The sequence below is a fragment of the Flavobacterium haoranii genome (assembly GCF_009363055.1).
Taxonomy (GTDB): domain Bacteria; phylum Bacteroidota; class Bacteroidia; order Flavobacteriales; family Flavobacteriaceae; genus Flavobacterium; species Flavobacterium haoranii.
The window spans coordinates 2,221,155-2,245,252 of sequence record NZ_CP045292.1 but is presented as its reverse complement, the minus strand read 5'-3'; the positions used below and the strand labels follow the sequence as shown (position 1 = coordinate 2,245,252).

General features: G+C 30.7%; 22 protein-coding genes. 7 read left to right on the top strand and 15 right to left on the bottom strand.

Going from position 1 to position 24,098, the window contains the following annotated elements; genetic code table 11:
• The first annotated feature begins 55 nt into the window (after nt 1-55).
• Together GCU34_RS10705 and GCU34_RS10700 are read left to right on the top strand one after the other, a co-directional pair.
• A complete protein-coding gene (locus GCU34_RS10705) occupies nt 56-1,645 on the top strand; it encodes a S8 family peptidase (protein WP_072782200.1) in 1,590 nt (529 codons plus the stop codon).
• Between the two features lie 149 nt (nt 1,646-1,794).
• Complete coding sequence (locus tag GCU34_RS10700) at nt 1,795-3,675, top strand: M1 family metallopeptidase (protein ID WP_072782202.1); 1,881 nt, start codon at nt 1,795-1,797, stop codon at nt 3,673-3,675.
• Nucleotides 3,676-3,724: 49 nt separating this feature from the next.
• On the opposite strand, the gene GCU34_RS13670 is transcribed toward GCU34_RS10700, so the two are convergent.
• From GCU34_RS13670 to GCU34_RS10650, 12 genes are all read right to left on the bottom strand, one after another.
• Nucleotides 3,725-3,898, bottom strand: coding sequence for a hypothetical protein (locus tag GCU34_RS13670; RefSeq protein ID WP_193702240.1), 174 nt, complete (start codon nt 3,896-3,898; stop codon nt 3,725-3,727).
• Nucleotides 3,874-5,289 carry a formylglycine-generating enzyme family protein gene (locus GCU34_RS10695; protein ID WP_152378456.1) on the bottom strand — a complete coding sequence of 472 codons (1,416 nt, stop codon included), beginning with the start codon at nt 5,287-5,289 and terminating at the stop codon, nt 3,874-3,876. The genes GCU34_RS13670 and GCU34_RS10695 overlap by 25 nt, the downstream gene beginning before the upstream one ends.
• A 16-nt stretch (nt 5,290-5,305) precedes the next feature.
• A complete protein-coding gene (locus tag GCU34_RS10690; protein ID WP_152378455.1) occupies nt 5,306-6,130 on the bottom strand; it encodes a formylglycine-generating enzyme family protein in 825 nt (274 codons plus the stop codon).
• Between the two features lie 152 nt (nt 6,131-6,282).
• Nucleotides 6,283-6,621, bottom strand: coding sequence for a hypothetical protein (locus tag GCU34_RS10685; protein WP_152378454.1), 339 nt, complete (start codon nt 6,619-6,621; stop codon nt 6,283-6,285).
• 50 nt (nt 6,622-6,671) lie between these two features.
• Nucleotides 6,672-6,806, bottom strand: a complete 135-nt coding sequence (locus GCU34_RS14120) for a hypothetical protein (protein ID WP_262884245.1) — start codon at nt 6,804-6,806, stop codon at nt 6,672-6,674.
• A 19-nt stretch (nt 6,807-6,825) separates the two neighbouring features.
• Complete coding sequence (locus GCU34_RS10680) at nt 6,826-8,490, bottom strand: hypothetical protein (RefSeq protein WP_072782208.1); 1,665 nt, start codon at nt 8,488-8,490, stop codon at nt 6,826-6,828.
• Nucleotides 8,491-8,492: 2 nt separating this feature from the next.
• A complete protein-coding gene (locus GCU34_RS10675; RefSeq protein ID WP_072782209.1) occupies nt 8,493-9,098 on the bottom strand; it encodes a hypothetical protein in 606 nt (201 codons plus the stop codon).
• A gap of 27 nt (nt 9,099-9,125) precedes the next feature.
• Entirely contained in the window at nt 9,126-12,956 is a 3,831-nt protein-coding gene (locus tag GCU34_RS10670; RefSeq protein ID WP_072782211.1) for a choice-of-anchor tandem repeat GloVer-containing protein, read from the bottom strand.
• Between the two features lie 51 nt (nt 12,957-13,007).
• Nucleotides 13,008-14,069 carry a T9SS type A sorting domain-containing protein gene (locus GCU34_RS10665; protein ID WP_072782213.1) on the bottom strand — a complete coding sequence of 354 codons (1,062 nt, stop codon included), beginning with the start codon at nt 14,067-14,069 and terminating at the stop codon, nt 13,008-13,010.
• A gap of 78 nt (nt 14,070-14,147) precedes the next feature.
• Complete coding sequence (locus GCU34_RS10660; RefSeq protein WP_084656832.1) at nt 14,148-14,810, bottom strand: outer membrane beta-barrel protein; 663 nt, start codon at nt 14,808-14,810, stop codon at nt 14,148-14,150.
• Nucleotides 14,811-14,827: 17 nt separating this feature from the next.
• Nucleotides 14,828-15,340: a hypothetical protein gene (locus GCU34_RS10655; protein WP_072782217.1), complete on the bottom strand. Its 513-nt coding sequence runs from the start codon at nt 15,338-15,340 to the stop codon at nt 14,828-14,830.
• A 340-nt stretch (nt 15,341-15,680) separates the two neighbouring features.
• Nucleotides 15,681-17,384, bottom strand: coding sequence for a LytTR family transcriptional regulator DNA-binding domain-containing protein (locus GCU34_RS10650; RefSeq protein ID WP_072782219.1), 1,704 nt, complete (start codon nt 17,382-17,384; stop codon nt 15,681-15,683).
• 127 nt (nt 17,385-17,511) lie between these two features.
• Between GCU34_RS10650 and rnpA the strand changes: the two genes are divergently transcribed.
• The 5 genes from rnpA to GCU34_RS13665 all read left to right on the top strand — a co-directional run bounded on the left by rnpA (nt 17,512) and on the right by GCU34_RS13665 (nt 21,078).
• Nucleotides 17,512-17,883, top strand: coding sequence for a ribonuclease P protein component (gene rnpA, locus GCU34_RS10645; RefSeq protein WP_072782221.1), 372 nt, complete (start codon nt 17,512-17,514; stop codon nt 17,881-17,883).
• Between the two features lie 121 nt (nt 17,884-18,004).
• On the top strand, nt 18,005-19,624 hold the full coding sequence (locus GCU34_RS10640; protein WP_072782223.1) for a S41 family peptidase: 1,620 nt from the start codon (nt 18,005-18,007) through the stop codon (nt 19,622-19,624).
• Nucleotides 19,625-19,632: 8 nt separating this feature from the next.
• Nucleotides 19,633-20,451 carry an OmpA family protein gene (locus tag GCU34_RS10635; RefSeq protein WP_072782225.1) on the top strand — a complete coding sequence of 273 codons (819 nt, stop codon included), beginning with the start codon at nt 19,633-19,635 and terminating at the stop codon, nt 20,449-20,451.
• 121 nt (nt 20,452-20,572) lie between these two features.
• The gene (locus GCU34_RS10630; protein WP_152378453.1) at nt 20,573-20,797 is read left to right on the top strand and encodes a hypothetical protein; all 225 of its coding nucleotides are present in this window, start codon (nt 20,573-20,575) and stop codon (nt 20,795-20,797) included.
• 110 nt (nt 20,798-20,907) lie between these two features.
• Nucleotides 20,908-21,078, top strand: coding sequence for a hypothetical protein (locus tag GCU34_RS13665; RefSeq protein ID WP_193702239.1), 171 nt, complete (start codon nt 20,908-20,910; stop codon nt 21,076-21,078).
• Here the strand turns inward: GCU34_RS13665 and GCU34_RS10625 are convergent.
• The 3 genes from GCU34_RS10625 to GCU34_RS10615 are packed head-to-tail and all read right to left on the bottom strand — an operon-like array spanning nt 21,075 to nt 24,063.
• Nucleotides 21,075-21,521, bottom strand: coding sequence for a GNAT family N-acetyltransferase (locus GCU34_RS10625; RefSeq protein WP_072782228.1), 447 nt, complete (start codon nt 21,519-21,521; stop codon nt 21,075-21,077). The two genes, GCU34_RS13665 and GCU34_RS10625, sit on opposite strands and share 4 nt — an antisense overlap.
• 39 nt (nt 21,522-21,560) lie before the next feature.
• On the bottom strand, nt 21,561-22,562 hold the full coding sequence (locus GCU34_RS10620; RefSeq protein ID WP_227658677.1) for a DUF4837 family protein: 1,002 nt from the start codon (nt 22,560-22,562) through the stop codon (nt 21,561-21,563).
• Complete coding sequence (locus GCU34_RS10615; protein WP_072782233.1) at nt 22,555-24,063, bottom strand: lytic transglycosylase domain-containing protein; 1,509 nt, start codon at nt 24,061-24,063, stop codon at nt 22,555-22,557. The genes GCU34_RS10620 and GCU34_RS10615 overlap by 8 nt, the downstream gene beginning before the upstream one ends.
• Nucleotides 24,064-24,098 lie beyond the last annotated feature (35 nt).

The window sequence follows — 24,098 nt, the reverse complement described above, 5'->3', positions numbered from 1 at the left end:
ACAAAATAAATTCATATTTGTCAAATAAAATTAAACAAAACATAAAACTTTATAAATGAGAACTTTAAAACCACTTTATGTTTCATCGATTGTTGCCCTTGCATTGGCTAGTTGTGGAACTCCTAAAATGATTTCAACTCCTATAGAAAATGTTGATCAACAACCTCTTAAAATTACTCCATTAGCAGAGAATGATTTAAAAAGATGGAGTCATTTAGATTTAGTTAAAGATACAGTTCCTGGAATGAGTGTTGATAAAGCTTATGCTGAATTATTAAAAGGAAAAAAATCTACAACTGTAATTGTTGGTATTGTTGACTCTGGTGTTGATATTCGCCATGAAGACTTACAGGGTCAAATTTGGACAAATCCAAAAGAGATTGCAAACAACGGTAAAGATGATGATAACAATGGTTACATTGATGATGTTCACGGTTGGAATTTCCTTGGAGATAGTAACAATGAGCAATTAGAAAAAACGCGTATCGTTGCAAAAGGTCCTGGAACACCAGATTACGACAAAGCAAAAGCAGAATTAGATGCTGACATTGCAGATGTAATGCAAACAAAACAACAAATCGATATGATTGTTGGTGCAGATAAAGCTATTAAAGATTATCTAAAGAAAGATAATTTTACATTAGAAGATGTAAAAGCGATGCAAACTGAAGATCCTACATTATCTCAATATAAAGCTATGTTCACTCAAATTTTATCAAATACTTCTAAAGAAGACTTTGATAAAAGAATTAAAGGTGGTGTAGATTATGTGTATGACCAATTAAACTACAATTTAAATGTTGATTTTAATGGTAGAAAAGTAGTTGGTGACAATCCAGAAGACATCAACGATACTAAATATGGTAACAATAATGTAATTGGACCTAATCCAGAAGATGCAAAACATGGAACTCACGTTGCCGGTATTGTAGCTCAAGTAAGAGGAAATGGAAAAGGGGGCGACGGTGTTGCTAAAGATGTTAAAATAATGGCTGTTAGAGCAGTGCCTAACGGAGATGAATATGACAAAGATATTGCTTTAGGAATTCGTTATGCTGTAGACAATGGCGCAAAAGTAATTAATGGGTCTTTTGGTAAATATTTTTCTCCTCACAAAGAATGGGTTCAAGATGCTTTAAAATATGCAGCATCTAAAGATGTTCTAGTAATTTTTGCAGCTGGTAACGATTCTAAAGATTTAGATGTTGAAAACAAATACCCTTCAGATTCATATAATGGCGCTCCAGAAATTTCTAACAATGTATTAATTGTTGGTGCTTTAAATGTTGAATATGGTGCTAAAATGGTTGCTCCATTTTCAAACTATGGTAAGAAAAACGTAGATGTTTTTGCTCCAGGTATGAAAATTTATGCTACTACACCTAATCAATCTTACGAATATTTACAAGGAACATCAATGGCTTCTCCAAACGTTGCTGGTGTTGCGGCATTAATTCGTTCTTATTATCCTAATTTAACTGCTGCTCAAGTAAAACAAATCATTATGGAAAGTGGTATAACACTTAAAAATGATGTTAAGTTAGGTGAAGATCAACATAAAGCTAATTTCTCAGAAGCTTCTAAAACAGGTAAAATTGTTAATGCCTACAATGCAATTATTATGGCTGAGCAAATGTCTAAATAATTTATATTTAGAAAACCTTCTCAAATTGTCATTCTGAACCAAGTTCAGAATCTAATTGAACTAAATGTTTGATGAGATTCCTCGAATTCGCTCGAAATGACAACTAAATTGAGAAGGTTTTTTTATTTAAGATGAAACAACAATAAAAAATGAAGAAATTAATCGTATTTTCACTTCTTTCAGCTTTTGGATTCAGCCAAAATAATCCAAATGCTGGTTATTGGCAACAACATGTTGACTACAAAATGGATGTTGATATGAATGTTAAAAATTACCAATATAAAGGACATCAAGAATTGGTTTATACAAATCATTCGCCAGATACACTGAAAAAAGTTTTTTATCACTTGTATCCAAATGCTTTTCAACCAGGAAGCGCAATGGATATTCGTTTACAAACTATTTCTGACCCAGATAAAAGAATGGTAAAATCTTTTAAAAAAGGGACTGAAGATGTAACCGAAAGTAGAATTAGTACATTAAAGCCAGATGAAATTGGTTATTTAAAAATTTCAAACTTTTCTCAAAATGGAAAAACTGCTTCAACTAAAGTAGTTGGTACTGTTTTAGAAGTTGAATTAAACGAACCTATTTTACCTCATCAAAAAGCTACTTTTGTTTTAGATTTTGACGGACAAGTACCACTACAAGTGCGTCGTTCAGGAAGAAATTCAGAAGAAGGTGTGGCTTTATCTATGACGCAATGGTATCCTAAAATGGCTGAATATGACTTTGAAGGTTGGCATGCCGATCCTTACATTGGAAGAGAATTTCATGGTGTTTGGGGTAATTTCGATGTAAAAATCACACTTGATAAAGAATATACTATTGGTGGAACAGGATACCTTCAAAATAAAAACGAAATTGGTCATGGTTATCAAGATAATGGTGTAGAAGTTAAATATCCTAAGAAAGCAAAAACATTAACTTGGCATTTTGTAGCTCCAAATGTTCATGATTTCGCATGGGGAGCAGATAATGAATACATCCACGATATGGTTCTTGGACCAAATAATGTAGAATTACATTTCTTCTACAAAAACAAGAAAGAAAACATTGAAAACTGGAAAAAATTACAGCCAAAAACTATAGAGTTATTAGAGTTTTTCAATAAAGCTGTTGGTCAATATCCATACAAACAATATTCTGTTGTTCAAGGTGGCGATGGTGGAATGGAATATGCAATGTGTACTTTAATTACTGGAAACAGAAGTTATGGTAGCTTAGTGGGTGTTACCGCTCATGAATTTGCACATTCTTGGTTCCAACATATTTTAGCTTCAAACGAAAGTAAACACGAATGGATGGATGAAGGTTTTACTTCATTTATTTCAGATTTAGCAATGGAACAAGTTTTACCTTCTAAGAAAAAAGAAGGTGAAGAAGTTAATCCGTTTGAAGGAGCTTACCAAGGTTACCGTTATTTAATAAAAAGCGGAAAAGAACAACCACTTTCTACTCATGCAGATCGTTATGATTATAATATGTCTTATGGAATTGGCGCTTACAGTAAAGGTGAAATCTTTTTATCGCAACTAGGATATGTAATTGGTGTAGAAAATTTAATGAAAACTTTAAAACGTTACTACTACGATTATAAATTTACGCATCCTACACCAAATGATATTAAAAGAACAGCAGAGAAGGTATCGGGAGCAAATTTAGATTGGTATTTAGTAGATTGGACACAAACTACCAATACAATTGATTATGGTGTAAAAAATGTTTCTGAAGAAAATAATGCAACAAAAGTAACTTTGGAAAGAATTGGTAGAATGCCAATGCCAATAGACTTACTTGTGGTATATGAAGATGGCACGCAAGAATCGTTTTACATTCCAAACACGTTAATGCGTTGGGAAAAACCAAATCCATTTCCAATTGAAAGAACGGTTTTAAAAGGATGGGATTGGGCTTATCCTACATTTACCTTCGAAATAGCTAAAAAAGGCGTTAAAGCGATTGTAATTGATCCAAGTGGCTTAATGGCTGATGTTGATTTAAACAACAATACTTGGGAGAAGAAATAATTTCATTTCTACATAAAACAAAAGCCATCTAAACGATGGCTTTTGTTTTTTACTGATTTTCTGCTAAACGGAAACCAATTACACTTTTAATTGCCTCCTCAGTTTTTAATCTTACTTTTGATTTAGTAGTTCCTCTTATCGAAAATTTAAATTTACCATATAAAGTTTTATCTACTCCCTTAATGTATCCTTTTGAATCTAACTCATATTTTTTTTGTCCCAATTTTTAATTTGATTGCAAATCGGATTTATGCTGTTTTTACTTTTTTTGTAAAAATCTCCATCATAAAAATCTAAACACATATCATTTACATTACCATTCATATCATATAAACCTAATTCATTTGGTTTTTTTGATCCGACACTTGTTATACCTTTTCCATTTAAGTACATTATTACATATACTTCTTCTTTATTATTGCTTCCAGCAAATTCAAAACCTTCCGATTCATTTCCACCTGTTGCAGCAAATTCCCATTGTGCTTCTGTAGGCAAAATAAAGCTTCTACCTGTTTTTTCGTTTAATTTATCAATGAATGTTAAAATTTCATATCGGCTACTTACTTTAGGACAATCATAACATTTATTATTCCCATCTGTTTCTACTTCTTCCATAACCGCCATCCATTCTAAACGCGTAACTTCATACTTGTTAATATAAAAGTCGGTAAGTGTAACACTATGAGGTGTTTTATTATCATTATCATATCTTTCCATACCCATAACAAAAGTACCTCCTTCTACCAATACCATATTATTTACTAAGTTTTGTATAATTTCATCTTTATGATTGGTAATTTGATCCCATAAGTATGCTTCTTCTCTTTTCATACATCCAAATTCATTTCCAGCTTTACATGCTTTTTCTAAGAGTATAATAGCATTTGTATATTGTTTTGCTTTAATAGCTTTTAACCCTTGAATAATAGCATCCGATTCTATAACTCTAGGTTGCAATTTTTGTTGAATTTCGTATACTACCTTTGTTTTATCTAATGGTGCGGTGTTTTGAAAATTCTTTAGGTATTTTTTACTCAACTTGTCTAAACTTACTAACTTTTCAATTAAATCAATTTCTGATGAATTATTGGTACTTCGTTTGAGATTATGCTTTTCTATTATTTTTTTTATATGAGTATCCGCAGAAGTTTTTACTTCTGTTGCTGCTTCTGTTAGTGCCTGATACATTAATTCTTCTTTATTAATGTTTGACATTCCTGATTGATTTCCAGCTTTTATAATAAACTCTACATATTGTGTTTCATTTATACCCCCAACTGCTGGATAAATAGACTTGGTTACATCAAAATAAAATGTTATTAATGAAAAATTATTATCATTACAAAGTTGTTTTAAACTTTCATGGGTATAACTGGAAGTATTGTTTGTATTTAATAATTTATCTTTTGCTGAAATTTCTAGATACATAATAGTAGCATTAGTACTCCCTAACAGTTTTTTTGTAGCTTCTAAATGTTCTAGAGCTTTACTGTAATTGTCATTTTGATAAGCGGTTTCGGCATCTTGATACTCTAATTTGGCTAAGGCATCTTGAGCATGGCTTTCTGAAGCAAATAATATAATAATGATTATAATTGTTAAGTATCTTTTCATAAAATCTTTTTTAAAATTATTCTGAAGGTAATTTTTCTGCTAAACGGAAGCCTACCCTTGCAGTTGCACTTTTAGATGATAAGCAAAAAATAAAAGATCTGTCACTTATATTTTTTACCCCAAAACGGCCTACTATACCCGCTGATGTTTTTGCTTCTGGTTTAAGTTCATGAATATTACTATAGGTACTTGATTTTGGCATCCCAAAAACATTTGTAACTTGTTCGACTGAACTTTCAACGACCTCAACAAATTTAGTTTTAGTACATATAGGGTCTTTAGCGTTGTTACTTGAATTATAAAATTTTTCATCATATAAATCTTGACAAATTTCCGTTATGTTACCACTCATATCATACAGGCCAAGTTCATTTGGTTTTTTACTTCCTCCTACAACTAGCTTTGTAGTTTTTTCTTCGTTCTCAAAAAAGGCTACTTCATTAACATTATTACTTCCTGAATATTGATAATTTTGAGTCATATTTCCACCACGTGCAGCATATTCCCATTGTGCTTCAGTAGGTAAAATGAAATTTCTATTGGTTAATTGATTTAGTTCTTTTATAAATTTTTCTATGACAGATCTAGTAGTGATTTCAATAGGAAAGTTGTAATATTTTAAAAAATAATTATGCATTCCTTCTTCTTCTACTCCACCTACTACAGCATAATATTCTAAATTGGTGACTTCATATTTATTGATGTTAAAATTACTTAAGATGACATTGTGCTCTTTTTGATTTTTATATTGATTATTTCCCATTTTAAATGTTCCTCCTTCTACCAAAACCATGTTATTTAAGATGTTTTGAACAATTTCGTCCCTATGATTTAGTATCATATCTTTAGCTTTAAGAATACGAGCTTTTATAACGGCAAATTTATTTCCAGCTTCACAAGCTTTATTTATTAAAGAAATACCGTTGTCCCATTCTTTATTTTCAATGGCATATAATCCTTCTATTATTAATTCTATTGCTATTGCTGAAGGATCTATTTTTTTTGAATATCTCTTATCTCTTTTATTTTTTCTAACGGAGCAGACTTGCTAAATTTTGAAATGTAGGTTTTAGTTAATTTCGTTATTTTTTGAACAGTCAAGGCTTCATTTAATCCACTTTCTGTTAAGAAATTAATTACCGGGGTCTTATTTTCAACTTCAGAAGGTTTAAATGTTTTTCCTTGTGAAGCTAAATAAGCCATTGTTCTTATTTGCGTTAAATAATTGAAATTATCTAAATCATATTTTGAATAATCTAAATAATTTTTAACATCATTATCTTCCAAGAAATAAGGCAAAGCATAGTAGCTTGTTAATATTTCAAGATACATAACTGTTGCATTTGTACCACCAAGATGCTTTTTTATCTTATCTAAATGTTCTAAAGCTTTTTATATTCACCTTTTTGGTAAGCTTCATCAGCATTTCCATATTCAATTTTAGCTAAGGCATCTTGAGCGTGAATTGTTGAAACAAGTGTTAAACTTATAAACAAGCTAAATAATAATTTTTTCATGTTTGTCATTCATTAATTTTTAGTCTTTTATTGATTTTCCCCAGAAATCGTCTTCTTTTGTTTTTTTATTGGATGAACTTGAATTCTTGTTAGATTTAGTATTCGTTTTCTTTGTTTCTGCTGGATTTCCCCAAAAGTCGGTTTGTTCAGCACTACTTTTTGAATCATTACTAATAACATTAGTATTATTAGGAAAATCTTTAGAAAGATCAATTAATGTAAGTGCTACTCCAGTTTCGGAAAATGTTGTGGTAAGTTTAGTTAATGATTGTGCTGCCTCTTCATAACTTTTGAAACCGCCAATAAGATTAACGGGATTTTTGTGATATGGGTTCAATTTATTTTCTGTTGCTTCCTGAAAAGGCCAAGTATTGTCTCTATATTTAGGAATTTCAAATACTTGGGTTATACCAACTTCCGGAGTCCATTCTCCAACATTTACATCAGTCATGTAAAAGCAATAAAAGTAAGCTGTACTTCCATAATCATCAGAATATTTTGGATATTTATATTTTAAAATATCTGTTAACACTAATCGTCTTTTTTTAACAAGACTTTCTAAGTAGGCTTTCTTTTCAGCCTCAACGCGTTTTTTTTCAGCTTCAATTTGGGCTTGTTGCGCTTCTTGTGCTTTTTTTCTTTCTCTATCAGCTTTTATTGAGCTATAAATATCTAATCCTACACCTACAGCAATTGTTCCATAAGCAGCTGATTCATTGCCTTGTCGTGCATATTCGTTAGCTAAATAAGAACTTCCTTGTATGTAGTTCCCGTTTTTCCATGCCATTTCAGTTGCATTTGCGGCATTTTGAATATTCTGAGCATTTTGACGACTTTCAGAGATTTTAGCTTGCATGTATTGCATTTGCTCTTGTTGCTTTTGTTTAAAATCTTCATGTGCTTTTATTTGCTTTGAAGTTAAACCCGATGTGTTTGTTGATGTCCTTGTTTTATTGCTATTTTGTTTCGTTTGGGTAGATGTGATGGTTGAACTCGAGTTAGAAGCAGATCCATTCCAAAAATCATCACTAGTATTTGAAATTTTGGTGGTTTTATTATCTACCGTATTTTCTTGTTTTTGTAGATACTTGATTTGATTCTCATTTTGAATTTTTTTATCAATTAATCTTCCGATAGCTGAGAGTTCTTCGAAATAATCATTTTTTAAGCTTAATTTACTTAACTGAGCTTTAATGTTTGCTAGTTTACTTTTATCTCCATTTAAATATTGCTTTAGGGCTGTTTTGTTATCATTATCTATGTCTATAAATGTAATCATATCCATACTTTGACCAACACCTCCTTCAACAAATGAATTTCCGGCTATTCTAGTGTTAATTCCATCACTTAATCTATAATCTCCAGATATTTTAGATTGAAAATTTCCTTTAAGAGAAATTGGAAAACTTGAATCTACAAAATATGCTGCATCTTTACCTTTATAATTAAATCCTGTAATTTTAAATTCAGGAATTGATAAGTATATCCAAAATTCTCCTAAAATTTTTGCTTCAAACTTACTCTTAATAGTTGCCTCATAGGTATAAGTACCTCCATTAGCTGTTCCTTGACCTTTAACTATAGTAGTTCCTTCTTTTCCAGAATAAACTGTTAGAAATTGAGCAAAAGAATTTGTGGATAATATTGTAAATACAAAAATTATAAATGTAATTTGTTTTTTCATAACTATTCCTCTATTTTTTTAGCTATAAAATTTTTAACAGAACCTTGAGAATAATAGTCAGGGTTGAGTGATGAACCATCTGCATAAGTTTTGAAAGTTACACTTCCACAGATTGTATTTTCATCTTTTACTTCTATAATAATTTCGCCTTCAGAATTACCTTTTTTATGGCCTCCCCAATTTGTCCACTGTGCGGCGCCATAGTCGTATATATGTTTAAATTTTACAATTCCGCTACCTTTGGCATCTAAACCCGAAGAACCAAAGCCGCTTCCGCTCCAACTATCAATTAATGGTATTTTTATAATTCCTTTTTTACTTAATTGTGATTTTGAAAATATTAGAGATAAATAATAATGAGGTTGCTCATCTGTGCCACCTTCGCCCCATATATGTATTACTGCCATTTCGTTGCCTTTATTATCGGTTCCGTAATTAAAGCCTGCTTTCCGTACTGGAATATCCAAAGGAGATTCTATATCTTTAGCTGAAGAAGAAGTCCCAAAAAATTTATCAAAATGGATATATGAATTTTCACATACAGTTCCTTGTGCAAAACCTATTTGTACAGTAATAAATAATAAAAATCCTGCAAAAATTGTTTTCATAATTATTAATTTTATAGTTATACTTATTTAAAACCCTATTTTCTTTGTTACGCTACCATTATCAGTTAGAATAGCTACTAATAACACTTGATTCTTAGCATTGATTTCTGAAATTGTTACCATTGAAGTATTTATTTCTTGTTTATGAACCAATAATCGCCCTTGAATATCATATACTTTTACATTTTGAAGGGTTTCATTATTGGAACTAATTATTAAATGCTCATTGTTTTTATAAACCAAAATAGCAGCTTCGTTAAATGTTGGATTGCTTAACATACTATTGTAAACTACCGAAAAACGATTATTAAAAGTTCCTGCGTTTGTTGTAAACGAATAATTATTTGTTTGTAAATTGTGATAAATATTCAATTGTTTGTCCCAAAGTAAAATGTCTTGTGAATCGAAAATTCCTTCTACGGCATCTAATGAAATTGTAAACATTCCCGATTGTTCTGCAGTGAAACTTAACGGAACCTCATCATTGACTTCGAAAACTGAATTTCGTCCTTGAATTACATAATTTTCATTATTGATTAGTGATGACAAATGACTATTCCCATTGGTTAACAATTTTGCATCGTAACCTAAATCAATTCCGTTTGTAGCGCCATTTATATAGGCAACTAACATTTGGTTGTAACTTGCATTATCAGTTCGTAATCCCAACCAAAAACGATCTACATTAGTTGTAGTAGTTCTAAAAAACTGATTGTTACTATTATCGCTTCTTTGTGCGTTTGTAAACTGAGCTTGCCCTGCAGTAGCAATATTGATTAAAAACCCTTGCCCTACTTGAATAAACTCTTCGGGTTGTGCGCCTCCAGCTATAGCTGCAGTTCCTCCCGAAAGGTTATAACTTGCATAGTTAGTTTGCGGCACATAAGCACCGTTTTGTGGCACAGCATGTGTCCAATAATACAACGAACTTGCTCCTAAAGCAGCGTTTGCAGTTAAAAATGCATCGGCACTAAGTGGTGATGGATATGGATTTCCTAATAAATTATAGCCAACTCCAACTGTATTTTGAAAGCTTCCGTTATTTGGTTTTCCAATAAACTCTCCTTGATAAGGCGTATAAACCGATGACGACCAAGTATTTGGTGCGCGTAACAAATAACCATGAGAAGGTTCAAAATTAGTAGTACTAGGATCGGCTACTGGAATCCAAGCTGTTGGGGTTGTAGTTCCTGTATAATCGTAGGTATAAAAACGATTTGGTAAGGTTTGAGGTGAAAAATCTAATAAATTTTGTCCTTCTACTGGTGCTCCCCAAGCCGTATAGTCTAAACGAACAATAGGAGCACTTTCTCTTTTAACGGTTGCAGTTCCTTCGTTTTGAAAGTCTTTTAATTGTACCAAATTAGCGCCGCTTTCAACTACAAAATCAGCTTCAGTGGCTAGATTTGTAATGTGTGCATTCACCGTTACTACATGACCTGGTTCTATAACTAAACTTCCTCCTGCTCTAATGGTTAACGATTTTGCTGAGAAATCGCCAAAATCGGTACCAACAGCTAAATCGCCTTCAATAATGGTTACATCGTCGATTGTTGGCCCTACAACATTTGACCATTCGTTTGCAGTGGTCCAAATAACCGCTTTTTTAACTTCGATTAATGCTCCATATCGCGGATTTGCACCATTTGCACCATTGAAATCTAGTTTTTTAGTAAAAACATCTGTTGCTGGATTGTATTCAAATAGTGTACCCTTATCGTTTGTACCACCATTAGTGGTCATTCCATATAAATTTCCGTTATTCCCCTCAAGTAAGGAGCCAAGAGGATTACTTCCGTTATTAGTTGTGTTAAAATCTAAATGTTTGGTGTACGTCATTGTTATAGGGTTATAAGAAAATAAAACACCCATATTATTGGCACCTCCTGAAGAAGTCATTCCATATAAGTTTTCATCAGTGGTTTCAATTAAACTACCATTAGGATAGCCCCCATTATTTGTCCCGTCAAAGTCTAAATGCTTGGTGTATGTTTCGGTTACAGCGTCATAGGAAAATAAAACACCCCTATTATTAGCACCTCCTGAAGTAGTCATTCCATAGAATTTACCATCAACAGCTTCAACTAAACTACCATAAGGATATCTTCCAAAATTAATACCATCAAAATCTAAATGCTTAGTGTATGTTTCTGTTATAGCATCATAAGAAAATAAAACGCCCGCACCATTGGAACCTCCATTAATAGTCATTCCGAATAGCTTACCATCAAAAGCTTTAACTAAACCACCTAAAGGATTACTACCATTATTAATTCCATCAAAATCTAAATGCTTGGTAAACGTTGCTGTTACAGGATCAAAAGAAAACAAAACGCCCCCATTATTAGCGCCTCCTGAAATAGTCATTCCATAGAATTTACTGTCACTAGCTTCTACTAAATTTCCTCTGGGATTACTTCCATTATTAGCTCCGTCAAAATCTAAATGCTTGGTAAACGTTGCTGTTACATAATCATAAGAAAACAAAACACCCATATTATTGGCACCTCCTGAATTAGTCATTCCATAGAACCTACCATCAACAGCTTCAACTAAACTACTATAAGGATTACTTCCGTTAGCATAACCATTAAAATCTAAATGTTTAGTATAAGTTGCTGTTAAAACATTATAGGAAAATAATACTCCATTATTAGCTGCGCCTCCTGTAGCTGTCATTCCATAGAATTTACCATCATTAGCTAAAACTAAACTGCCACCAGGATTACTTCCTTTGTTTGTTCCGTCAAAATCTAAATGTTTGATGTAAGTAGCGGTTATGGCATCATAAGAAAATAAAACGCCATAATTATTTGTACCACCAAAACCAGTCATCCCATATAATTTTCCATCACTAGCTTCTGTTAAACTACCAAGAGGAACACTACCATTGTTTGTCCCGTCAAAATCTAAATGTTTGGTGTATGTAGCTGTTACAACATCATAAGAAAACAAAACGCCATAATTATTGGCTCCTCCTTGATAAGTCATTCCGTATAACTTTCCATCACTTGCTTCAACTAAATCGCCTTGAGGGTATCTTCCATTATTAGTATTATCAAAATCTAAATGTTTGGTGTATGTAGCTGTTACAACATCATAAGAAAACAAAACGCCATTACCACTTGTGCCTCCATATCGGGTCATTCCGTATAACTTTCCATTACTAGCTTCAACTAAACTTCCAAAAGGTAGTCTTCCATCATTAGTCCCGTTATTAAAATCTAAATGCTTGGTATACGTAGCTGTTACTGGGTCATAAGAAAAAATTACTCCCATATTGTTAGTTCCTCCTTGTCGGGTCATTCCGTATAATTTACCATCAGTAGCTTCTACTAAACTGCCATTGGGATAACTACCATTATTAGTTCCGTTAAAATCTAAATGTTTAGTATATGTTGTTGTTACAGGGTCATAAGAAAATAAAACGCCCATATTATTGGCTCCTCCATAATAAGTCATTCCGTACAATATACCATCAGCAGCTTCTACTAAATTGCCTTTAGGATTACTTCCATTATTAGCTCCATCAAAATCTAAATGCTTGGTAAACGTTGCTGTTACATAATCATAAGAAAATAAAACGCCCCTACTATTTGCGCCTTGAGTTTCGGTCATTCCGTATAACTTTCCGTCAACAGCCTTAACTAAACTTCCCCTAGGATATCCTCCTTCGTTTCTAAAAAAAGATTCTTCAACACTATGATTATCTCCATTACCATCAGTTTTAAAAATGGTTCCAGCATTATACTCTCCACCATTTGAAGTCATACCCCAAAGTTCTGTATCTTGGGCGTTTGTGGTGAAATTTAAAAGTGAAAAAATAACGAATAATAGCGTTTGTAATTTTGTTTTCATCTTACAAAAAATTAAAATCCCAAATACAAAAAGTGTATCAGGGATTTGGGTTTATTTTTTAATTACTTTAATAGATTTTTCAAGGTTTTGTCCAAGAAGCTTCAAAACATATATTCCTGAATTGATTTCACTGAAACTAATAGTATTGAGCAAGATTTTACCTTGTTGCACTTGTTTTCCGGTTATATCATATAATTCATAATTCCTAAAGGTTGTACTTTCGGGTAAATACAATTGATTTTCAACTGGGTTTGGATAAACCTGTAAAGAACTATCTTGAAAACTTTCGGTTGCTAATGCGGCAAAATTTAGTTTGGAAATTTTATAACCTGCTCCTACTGAAGAATCGGCTGAAAAATATAAATCCGTTGTATTTGCTACTAAAACTTCTGGACTTCCTAAACCTGTCAATACATCAGTTGGTGTAGTAGGCAAACTTGCGGTAATATCTACTTTAGAAATTTTATTTCCATCGGGTTCCGAAATATATAAATCGTTACCATTAATGGCTAATTGAAGTGGTTTGTTGAAACCTGTTGCTACATTTACAGCTGTAGGTGCTGGATTACTAATATCGATTTTAGAAACTTTATTTGCTAAAACCTCAGCTATATACAAATCGTTTCCATTTAATGTAATTCCTAATGGTGTGTTTAAACCTAAAACCACATCTGTTGTAGTGGTTGGTAAACTAGCCGTGATATCGATTTTAGAAATTTTACCATCGCCTACTTCCGAAATAAATAAATCATTTCCGCTTAATGCTAAAAAAGCAGGCTCATTTAAACCTGTTACTACGTCAACGACAGTTGGAGTTGGATTCGTAATATCGATTTTTGAAACTTTATTAGCTGTTGCTTGAGCAAAATATAAATCATTTCCGTTTAAAAGAAGTCCAGTTGGCTCGTTTAATCCATTTATAATATTTACAGGCGAAGGATTAGCAATACTTGTATCTAATTTAGAAATACTATTGTCGTGCGTGTAATACAATTCGTTACCAACTAATAAAAAACCTGTCGGCGTTCCGTTTAATGGATCTTTGACATCTGTTACTTGTGAAAAAGAAATTGTGGTAAGAAATAATAAAAATAATTGAGTAATTTTTTTCATAAAAAATTTATTAGATCGTGATATATACTTTAGATGTACTATTGCTGTTTGAAATTGAAAATTGAATTGTTTTAATTTTTATTCAGATTTTTTTTCAAATATTTTGTGAAGATTAGCTCTAACTCCAAAAGATATAATGCTAGCTTTAAAAGTTTGTCCGCTTCCGCCATCAGCACCTTCAATGTTAGGAATTCCTAAACGGTAAGAAACGTAAGCTTGTATTGGATAAGTTGAAGATATATCGCCTAGTAGTCTAAAATCTACACCATAATTAAGCCTTTTTAATGGCGCATCATTACCATCTTTGCCCACAAATAAATCAATTGATTCTGAACCTTCTGGTTTTTGAGTTCCAAAAAGACCAAAGTCTATAAATGGTCCTGCTCCAATAAAAAGTTTATCTTGATAAATAGCATAATTTCCTACTAAATGTGTACCTACATAAAAACTACTGTAGTCAATTTTTATAGTGGGTTCATCGACTTTAGTTCTTAACCAACTAAACGTTAAACCAGATTCTAAACTAAATTTATTTTTAGTGAAAAATACATTATCTGCTCCAATTCTAAACCCAACTTGAGGTTTATAATCTACTTTCCCTTGATCTGATTTAAAAGAATAATCTCCTAATGTTACTCCAAGGTTTAATTGAAAATTTCTAACAATGTTTTTAGTTTTCTCTTGTGCATTAGCTGATAAAAACATTAAAAAAATAGCAAAAATGAGTGTGACTTTTCTCATGAATTAAGTTTTTTATATTAAAAAGGATTATTAAATTGCTCGTAAGTAGTTACTGAACATCCACCTCCACTTTGTTTAATACCATAAACAATATTACTTTCATTAAGATACGTTAAGGTCATCTCTCCTTCAGCTCCTGTTGAGTTATTATGTATGTAGATTTTAGTTTTCGAACTATTAGTCCACTCCCATGAACCCGCTAAAGTTGTAGATCCATTAATTGAAGTTTTATAATAATAATTACCATTAGGATACCACGCATAATAACCACCATCCTCAACTGTTTGGTCGTCTCCACAATCATCCGAAGAAAAATCGGCTGAAGAAACAACGTGAGTCCACCATTTTTGAGAACCATTACCTTCATCGTCAAAACCAGTTAATGTTTCTTGTCTTAGACTAACTTCTACAATTTCTCCTGTTGGAACTCCACTTAAACCTGAACCACCGTCGTCATCACTTGAACAAGATGTAAATAATGTTACTGATGAAATAAATAACACACTTAAAATTAGTTTTACTGTTTTCATATAAAATTTAGTTTAATTAATACTTCATTTTAAATTAATACTGCAAAACCATTACCTATTAAAGAGTCTAATTTTTTATAGTTTCCACTCAATACTATATGAAACCAAAATGAATCTACTAGCTGAAAAAAATTACTTAGATAATGGAATGCAGCACAATTTTCTTTTAAAAAAAGAGTTGCTTTTTAACTAAATTTGAATTGGATTTTTAAAAAATAACAAAACAAATAGTTGTTTTTTGCTCTCTTAACTTCGAATCTAAATTGAGTCAAAATATCAGTAAAATCAAACATTTGTCATGAATGACATGTTTTTGTACATGAAATACAAGTAGTATTTACTATTCTTTATGAAATATGTTCTTTAATTCTTGTTTGTAGGTTCTCGAAAGTTTTATCCACTCGCCATTTGAAACCATTAATTGTGTAGAATTAATAATCTTAATTTTATGAATATTTACAATATAAGACTTATGTATTCTTATAAAATCTTTTGAAGGAAGTTGTTCTGCTAAGTTAGATAAAGACGATCTTTCAATCTCTGGTTTTTCTTTGTCTTCTAAAAATATTTCAGCGTAATGACCGTCTGATTTTATATAAAGAATTTTAGAAGTATTAATAATTGCTTTACTCTTTAATTGTATAACAATTTCTGTTTTTGGAACTTCACTATATTCAATGTTGTATTGCTCTAATTCGTCTTGTAATTCTTTAACTTCTTTCATTTGCATCAAATACTTCTTAGCCAAAAAGAAGAACATTATTAATAATATTATTGCCAAAATAGCCGCTACAAAAAGATTTGATTTATAAAAACTCTTTTCTTTGTCTAGCTTTACAATTGTGTTACTCTTTTCTTTATTGTCTTCTAAAACTAATATTTGATTGAAACTATTTGCAGTTTTCTTTAAGTATTTTGCTTTCTTTAAACTATCGTTTTTCCTTAAATAATTATTTGCTTCTTTATAGTTTGCGCTTTTTTCATTTATTGCCGCATAAAGCGCATATTGACTTTCAAGATCATAATTGATATTTTTATCAACGGATAATGTGTGGGCCGAATCTAAATAGATTAAAGCCTTTTCAAAATCATTTTGTTTATAAAAAACCGTTGCTAGAAGTCGGTAATTTTCTATTTGTTGCGGAATGTGCTTTGCTTTTTTTATTTCTTGCAATGACGTGTTTAAATGCCAAAAAGCTGATTTGAAATCATTTGTTAAAAGTTTACTTTGCCCTACATTTAAGTAAGCCAAGTTTAAAAGAAACTTTTGGTTTGTTCTTTTGTAATAGTGAACTACTTTATCTAAATAATAATTAGCCGAATCTGCCTTTTTTAAACTTATAAAATTTGAAGCTAAATTACTGTACATTCTATAAAGGCTACTTTCATTTCTTTTATCATTTTTAGATAAATAAATGGCTTTATGAAAGCTTTTATTAGATTCAGAAATATTTCCAAGAGATTTTTGCGTTAGTCCAATATTTGAAATCGCTCCTAATTTAGCGTTATCGACTCCTAAACTATCCCAAATATGAAGTGCTTTTTCAAAATATTGAAGTGCTTTGCTGTAATTGCTTTTATTTCTTTCTATAATTCCTAAACCATTGTAAGTTTGAGCTATTTCATCTACTCTATTAGTTTTTAAAGCATCTTCAACAATTCCAGAATATATTTTTTCGGCAATATCATATTCTCCTAATTGTGCACAAGTAATAGCTTTTACACGTTTAATTCTAAAAAGTCTTGAATAATCTTGGGTTCTATCTTGATATACTAAAGCACTATCTAAATATACTATAGCTTGTTTTTTATTTCCCTTTAAAGTTTCTAGTTGTGAATAAAAGAAATAACCTTCCAAAATCGCTTCTATATTGTTATTCTTTTTACCAAATTGTAATAAACGATTACTGTATAAACTTAAACTATCTGCATTATTACTATTTTTTTGACACAGGCGCTCTAATCGCTTAAAGTCGTTATCTGGCTGATTTTGGGCAATTACTAAAGCGCTAAAAAAAAAGAAAAATAATATTTTTTGAATCATTCTTATTATTCTTGAAACAAGTAGGCTGTTTCTTATTAAAAGTGCAAAATATCACAATTTTATTTCCTAACAAAATTAAGATTATGTAAAATATTAAAATTGAAATATTCCTTTATACCTTTGCAACATGAATTTCAAGTATCCAAAAAACGAAAAACTAAAAAGTCAAACTGCTATAAATTTACTTTTTTCTGAAGGTAAATCGGTTTCAAAATATCCGTTGCGACTAGTTTTTGTTGAAATTCCAAATGCAGAAGAAAAACTACAAATAGGTGTTTCGGTTTCTAAGAAACACTTTAAAAAAGCGGTTGATCGCAATTATTTTAAACGTTTACTTCGCGAATGCTATCGTTTAAATAAACATTTGATACAAGAAAACATCGAAAAACCTTATGCTATGATGTTTTTATATCAAACTAAAGATCGTCTTAGTTACCAAGAAATTGAAGAAAAAACAATTCAATTATTTACAAAATTTATAGCCGAAATTCAAAAATAATTTTTGGTGTCATTTTTGTGTAAGTTAGTTTTCACAAAACATTTTTAAAATTTAAGTCAATTATACTTAAATTAGCATTCTATATATCGTATTCTTGAGGAGTTAAGAAAATTTACATCAAATGAGACTATTTAAAAAACACTATATCATTACAATTTTCGCAGTTGCATTTTTATTTATTGGTGCTAGCTTTAAAAACGATTTTTTTGAAATTGCCAAGCAAATAGAGATTTTCACTACTATGTTTAAAACTGTGAATCAAAACTATGTAGATGAAACCAATCCGGGTGAGTTAATTGATGTAGCTATTAAAAATATGCTATCGGAACTCGACCCATATACTGTGTTTTTTAATGAGCAAGATGTTGTTCGTTTTAAAATTAACAATACTGGCGAATATACCGGAATTGGTGCTTTAATTCAGCGAAAAGACGGAATCATTACTTTGAAAGAAGTTTATAAAGGTTTTGCTGCCGATTTGGCTGGATTAAAAGCTGGAGATGAAATTTTTCAAATAGATGATATTAATTTAAAAGAATATAAAGAAGACACTTCTCAACTTCTAAGAGGCTCAAAAAACTCAACAGTAAATGTACAATATACAAGACAAGGAAAAAAATTAGCTACAAAAGTGACACTTAAGGAAGTAGAACTTAAAGCGGTTCCTTATTATCAATTACTAGATAATTCTGTTGGATACATTGTATTGACTAAGTTTACGGAAACTGCAAGTAGAGAAACTCGAGATGCATTAATCGATTTAAAAAATCAGGGAGCTCAAAAAATAATTTTAGATTTAAGAGGAAATCCAGGAGGTTTACTTCATGAAGCAATCAATATTTGTAATTTCTTCGTACCAAAAAATGAAGTTATCGTAACGACTAAATCTAAAAACGAAAAACACAATCAAACCTACAGAACACGAAACGAACCTATAGATTTAGAAATTCCGTTAGCCGTTATTGTAGATGGCAAAAGTGCTTCTGCTTCAGAAATTGTTTCGGGTGCATTGCAAGATTTAGATAGGGCAGTAGTAATAGGTAGTAGAAGTTTTGGAAAAGGTTTGGTGCAAAGACCATTAAACTTATCTTACGGAACTCAAGTAAAAGTTACTATTTCTCGTTATTACACTCCTTCTGGTAGATGTATTCAAGCGCTAGATTATTCGAAACGCGATGCAAATGGAAAAGCTGTTAAAAAATCAAAAGATGAATTTAATGCTTTTAAAACAAAATCGGGTAGAACCGTTTATGACGGTGGTGGTATTCAACCTGATGTTGAAATTGCAGAATCGAAAACAAGTTCTATTACTAAAGCTTTGGTAGATAATAATGCGGTATTTGATTTTGCTACCCAATTGTATTATCAAAAACCCAATAATGCTTCTGTTTCTGATGCTGATTTTACAGCTTTTAAAACTTTTGTAAAACAAGATAAATACAAACTGAACACTGCAACTGAACAAGCTTTAGAAAATGTATTAGAAAAAGCTAAAAAAGATAAAATTGACGATGTTATTGCCGCTCAATATAAACAATTAGAACAAGCAGTAAAAGCAAGTGAAGAAAATGAAATTGTTAAGTATAAAAAAGAAATCGTAAAAGAAATCGAAGAAGAATTAATTATCAGAAACCAGTATCGAGAAGGGTTATATAATTTCTATACAAAAAACAATTCTGAAATTTCAAAAGCTAAAGAAATTTTAAACAACAGCGCACAATATAGTAATCTATTAAAGTAGTAACGACCATGAAGTTAAAATTTTCGCTTTTATTTCTCTTAATTTCTTTGTTTACAATAGCTCAAGACGAAGAAATACATTCCATATATTTTGAGTTTGACAAATATGATTTAAAACAAGAACAAGCTGATGCTGTAATTAATTTCGTTAAAAAATTAGATACAACAAAAGTTGAAACCATTGAAATTTTTGGCTATTGCGACGATAGAGGAAAAGATGCTTACAACTATAAATTATCTACAAATAGAGCTACAACTGTAAAAAACAAGCTGGTTGAAAAAGGTATAAAAAATAAAATTATAATTACCATTGAAGGAAAAGGACGAATTTTAATTGACGAAGATGTCTTAGACAACGTTCCTGAAGTTCGCTCAAAAAACCGTCGTGTTGATGTAGTTGTAAATTACAAAGCTGTAGTTGTATCGCATTTAGGTATTCCTCAATTATATGAACAACTTCCTAAAAAACCTATTGTTGGCGACCGAATTTATTTGGATGATGTACTATTTGAAAGAGGTAGTAGTAATCTAACCTTTAAAGCAAAAAAACAATTAGAATTTATTGCAAAACAATTAAATAAGTTTCCTAATCTAGAATTCGAAATTCAAGGGCATGTTTGTTGTACTCCTTACCATACGGAAGCTTTTGATAGAGAAACCAAAAAAAGAGAATTATCTAAAAACAGAGCAGAACGCGTGTATAAATACTTTTATTATCGTAAAGTAGCAAAAGAAAGAATGAAAACAAAAGCCTGTGGAAACACTCAACCATTAGGAAAAGGTTCTCAATTTGACAGAAGAGTAGAGCTCGTTATTACAAAGATTTAATTATTGTATTATGTTAAAAAAACTTCTTCTTTTTACTGTTATTTTACCATTAATCAGTTTTGGACAAAACTATAAATTTGATTTACTTACTAAGTATGATAATATATATCCGAAGGGAAAAATGGAATCTATTTATTATTCCAATAAAGAAGATGATTCTTATTTTTTCAAAATTTCAAAAATAGGAAGTGATTATTTAGGATATCTAGTAGATTATAAAAAAAATGATATCCATATTTTTAAAGCCATAGAATATGTTGGTCCAAATAATGAAATTGCTTATTCTTACAAATACAAACTAACTTATAAATTAACCCATAAAAAGAAAAAAAAATTAAAGGACTAACTTATTTTTTAGAAAGTATAGAAGGTAATTATTTAATTTATAATCTTGAGTTAAATTACAAAAAAGAAAATGTAAAAATTCAAGTAAAAGTTTTACCATATTACAACAATATGTTTAGGTTATTTAGAATGAGTTGTTTACACACTAATGAACTAAATGAAGAGTTGTTTGCTGATATAAAAGGCTTAGTTGTGGAAGCAACTATTAAACACAAAAAAAACATTTCTACACATAAACTTGTTGCAATTGAAAATGTCGACTTATCTCTCAAAGTAGACTAACTTCTTCGCATTCTAATATGTGGAATTTCATCTTCTAAATACATTTCGCTCGTTTTTACAAAACCGTGAGATTCGTAAAACTTCTGTAAATATTCTTGAGCTGAAATAGTAATTTCCTTTTCATTGTAAAATTCAGAAATAGCTTCAATGGCGGTTTTCATTAAATCATGTCCAAATTTTTTATCTCGATATTTCGGACTCACTACAACTCTCCCAATTGAAGTTTCATCAAAATAATAACCTTTGTTAAACAAACGCGCATAAGCCGCTAAATCGCCTTGATAATATCCTAAAACGTGTAAAGCCTTTTCGTCTTTAGCATCAATATCTTGATAAACGCAGTTTTGCTCCACCACAAACACTTCAGATCGCAATTGTAGTAAATTATACAATTCAACTGTAGAAAGTTCGTTAAATCGCTTTATTTCGAATTTTAATTCCATAGAAAAAAGAAATTCCCTTTTTCAAGGGAATTTTAAGTTTTATTTTAAAAATTTAATCGACTTTATAATTGATTCTAGTTCAAAAACCAAATCTCTCTTAGATTTTGAAGGATTATATGTAAACCCTTCTAAAATTAAATAACGATTATTTTTTTCGTCTTTAATAGCGTAATTAATAAAAGGTCCCGCCATGTAATCATTTTTCAATTCCCAAGTTCCTTTGGTTTCATAGGTTTTTTTACCTTGAATAGTGGTATCGAAAATATAAGGCGAATAAGCATCTTCTGTAATCATCCAAGTATTTGGTAAAACTCCGTGAATATTTAGTTTTCCAATTGAATCTCGCATCGAAATAACATTTTCAATAACTTCTTTATCATTTTCAATAACATCAATTGGAACTTGATACACTAAAATACTGTTATAACCAGTAGAAAACTCTTTTCTAATCCATAGAAAATTATCTTTTACCATGTCGTATTTATAACCGTAACCAATTGTTAAACCTATTCCAAATTTTTCTCTTACCTTTTGATCGCTTACAAGTGCTTTCTTTAAACGAACTTGGTTCTCAATAATTTCGGAAGCTTTAATAGATTTTATGATAGCTGCAGATTTTTCTTCTAAGACTTTAATAATTTCATCATTAGTTTTTCCTAGAACATAAAATACTTTTTGTGGTTTAGCATATTGATTAACTTGCTCATTGAAGCCATTTTTTTGTCCTTTTTGAACATAAATAATGTTTCGACTTTTTTGAGCAATGCCGTCAAAAATTTTTGTAGGATATTGATTTAAGTTAAAAAGCGGTTCTTCTTGTGGTAAACCATCAACTGGAGCAGCGAATTTTTTTCGAATTGAATCGCCAATTTCTCCGTTCCAAAGGTTTTCATCTATAAAAATAGAGATATTGTTTATTTTACCATTCGATTCACTTAAAATGGCTTTCTTTTCCTTGTCTGAATCTTGACAAGAAATTAAACTCACAATACTAAGAAGAACTACTAAAAATTTTTTCATAATTACGAATGATTTATCCATTGGTTTTTAATTTCATACCAGGTTGAATATTATCACCGCTAATATCGTTCCATTTTTTTAAATCATCAGCAGAAATTCCAGGATATTTTCTTGCAATAGAGAACAAAGAATCTCCAGGTTGTACAGTGTAATACCCACCAGCACTAGCTTTTTGTGTAGTTACCGATGCTGTTTTTACATCAGAATAAATTTTTAAAGTTTTTCCTGCTTGTATCGTATTAGAACGTAATTTATTCCATCTTTTCAATTCCGTAACCGAAACATTGTACTTGTCTGCAATTAATCCGATGCTTTCTCCACGTTTAATTTTATGGTATTGCACTCCCGAATTACTACTAAAAGAACTATTATTTGCTACAGCAGTATTCGCAACACTTATTTTTTCTTTTAAAGAATTTTGATAGTCTGCATAAGCATAAACTTTTTCTTCATTTGATAAAAATAACCCAAGTTTATTTTTTGGTAAACGAATATAATGTTGCTTTCCTTCTACAAACGGAATTACATTTAACTTATAAATAGGATTTAAAAATTCTATTTGTTCTTCTGAAATATCTAATAGTTCCGATATTTGTTTAAAAGTCAATTCTCTCTTTACGGCAATAGTATCGGTTTCGAAATAAGAAGCAGTTGCTTTTTTTGGTTGTAAACCATGTTCTTTTTTATACTCGAAAATATACATAGTTGCTAAGAAAGCTGGAACATAATTTGCTGTTTCACGTGGAAGATTTCTACGAATGTTCCAATAATTTTGACTTCCGCCAGATCGACGAATTGCTTTAGAGACATTTCCAGGACCTGCATTATAAGAAGCTAGTACTAAACTCCAATCGCCAAAAATTCCATATAAATTCGATAAATATTGACAAGCCGCTTCGGTTGCTTTTAACGGATCATAACGTTCATCTACATAAGAATTTACTTCAAGATTATATTGTTTTCCCGTTGGATACATAAACTGCCACAAACCTGTTGCACCTACACGAGATCTTGCTTTAGGATTTAATGCCGATTCTACAATAGCTAAATATTTAATTTCTAAAGGAACATTGTATTTCGCTAAATGCTCTTCAAACATAGGAAAATAATATTCAGAAATTGCCATTAATCGTTCTAATGAACCTTTTCTATTCTTTAAAAAAGCTTTAATAACATTTTCTAAAGCAGGTGTATACTCAATATTAAATGGAGATTGAGCATCTAATTTTACCAAACGCTTTTTTAACAAGTCGGTCGACAAATCATAATTAATATTTCCAAGAGAATCAATGTTTGTTTCAGTAACATCAGTTAACATTTCCTGAAAAATATCTTCATTACTCAATTCTGCCATCCATCTTTCATCGATACAACTACTTGTATTATGATTTATAAAAGTAGATTTTAAAGAATCAAGATATGTAAGTTTTGGTAATGCTAAATTAGGATCTACTTGTTCTGCTTCTTGAGCAAAAACTACGCTAGAAATACCTAATAAAGCTGCTATTATTTTGTTTTTCATCTTGTTATAATTTTTTTGGGGCAATTTGGTTATAA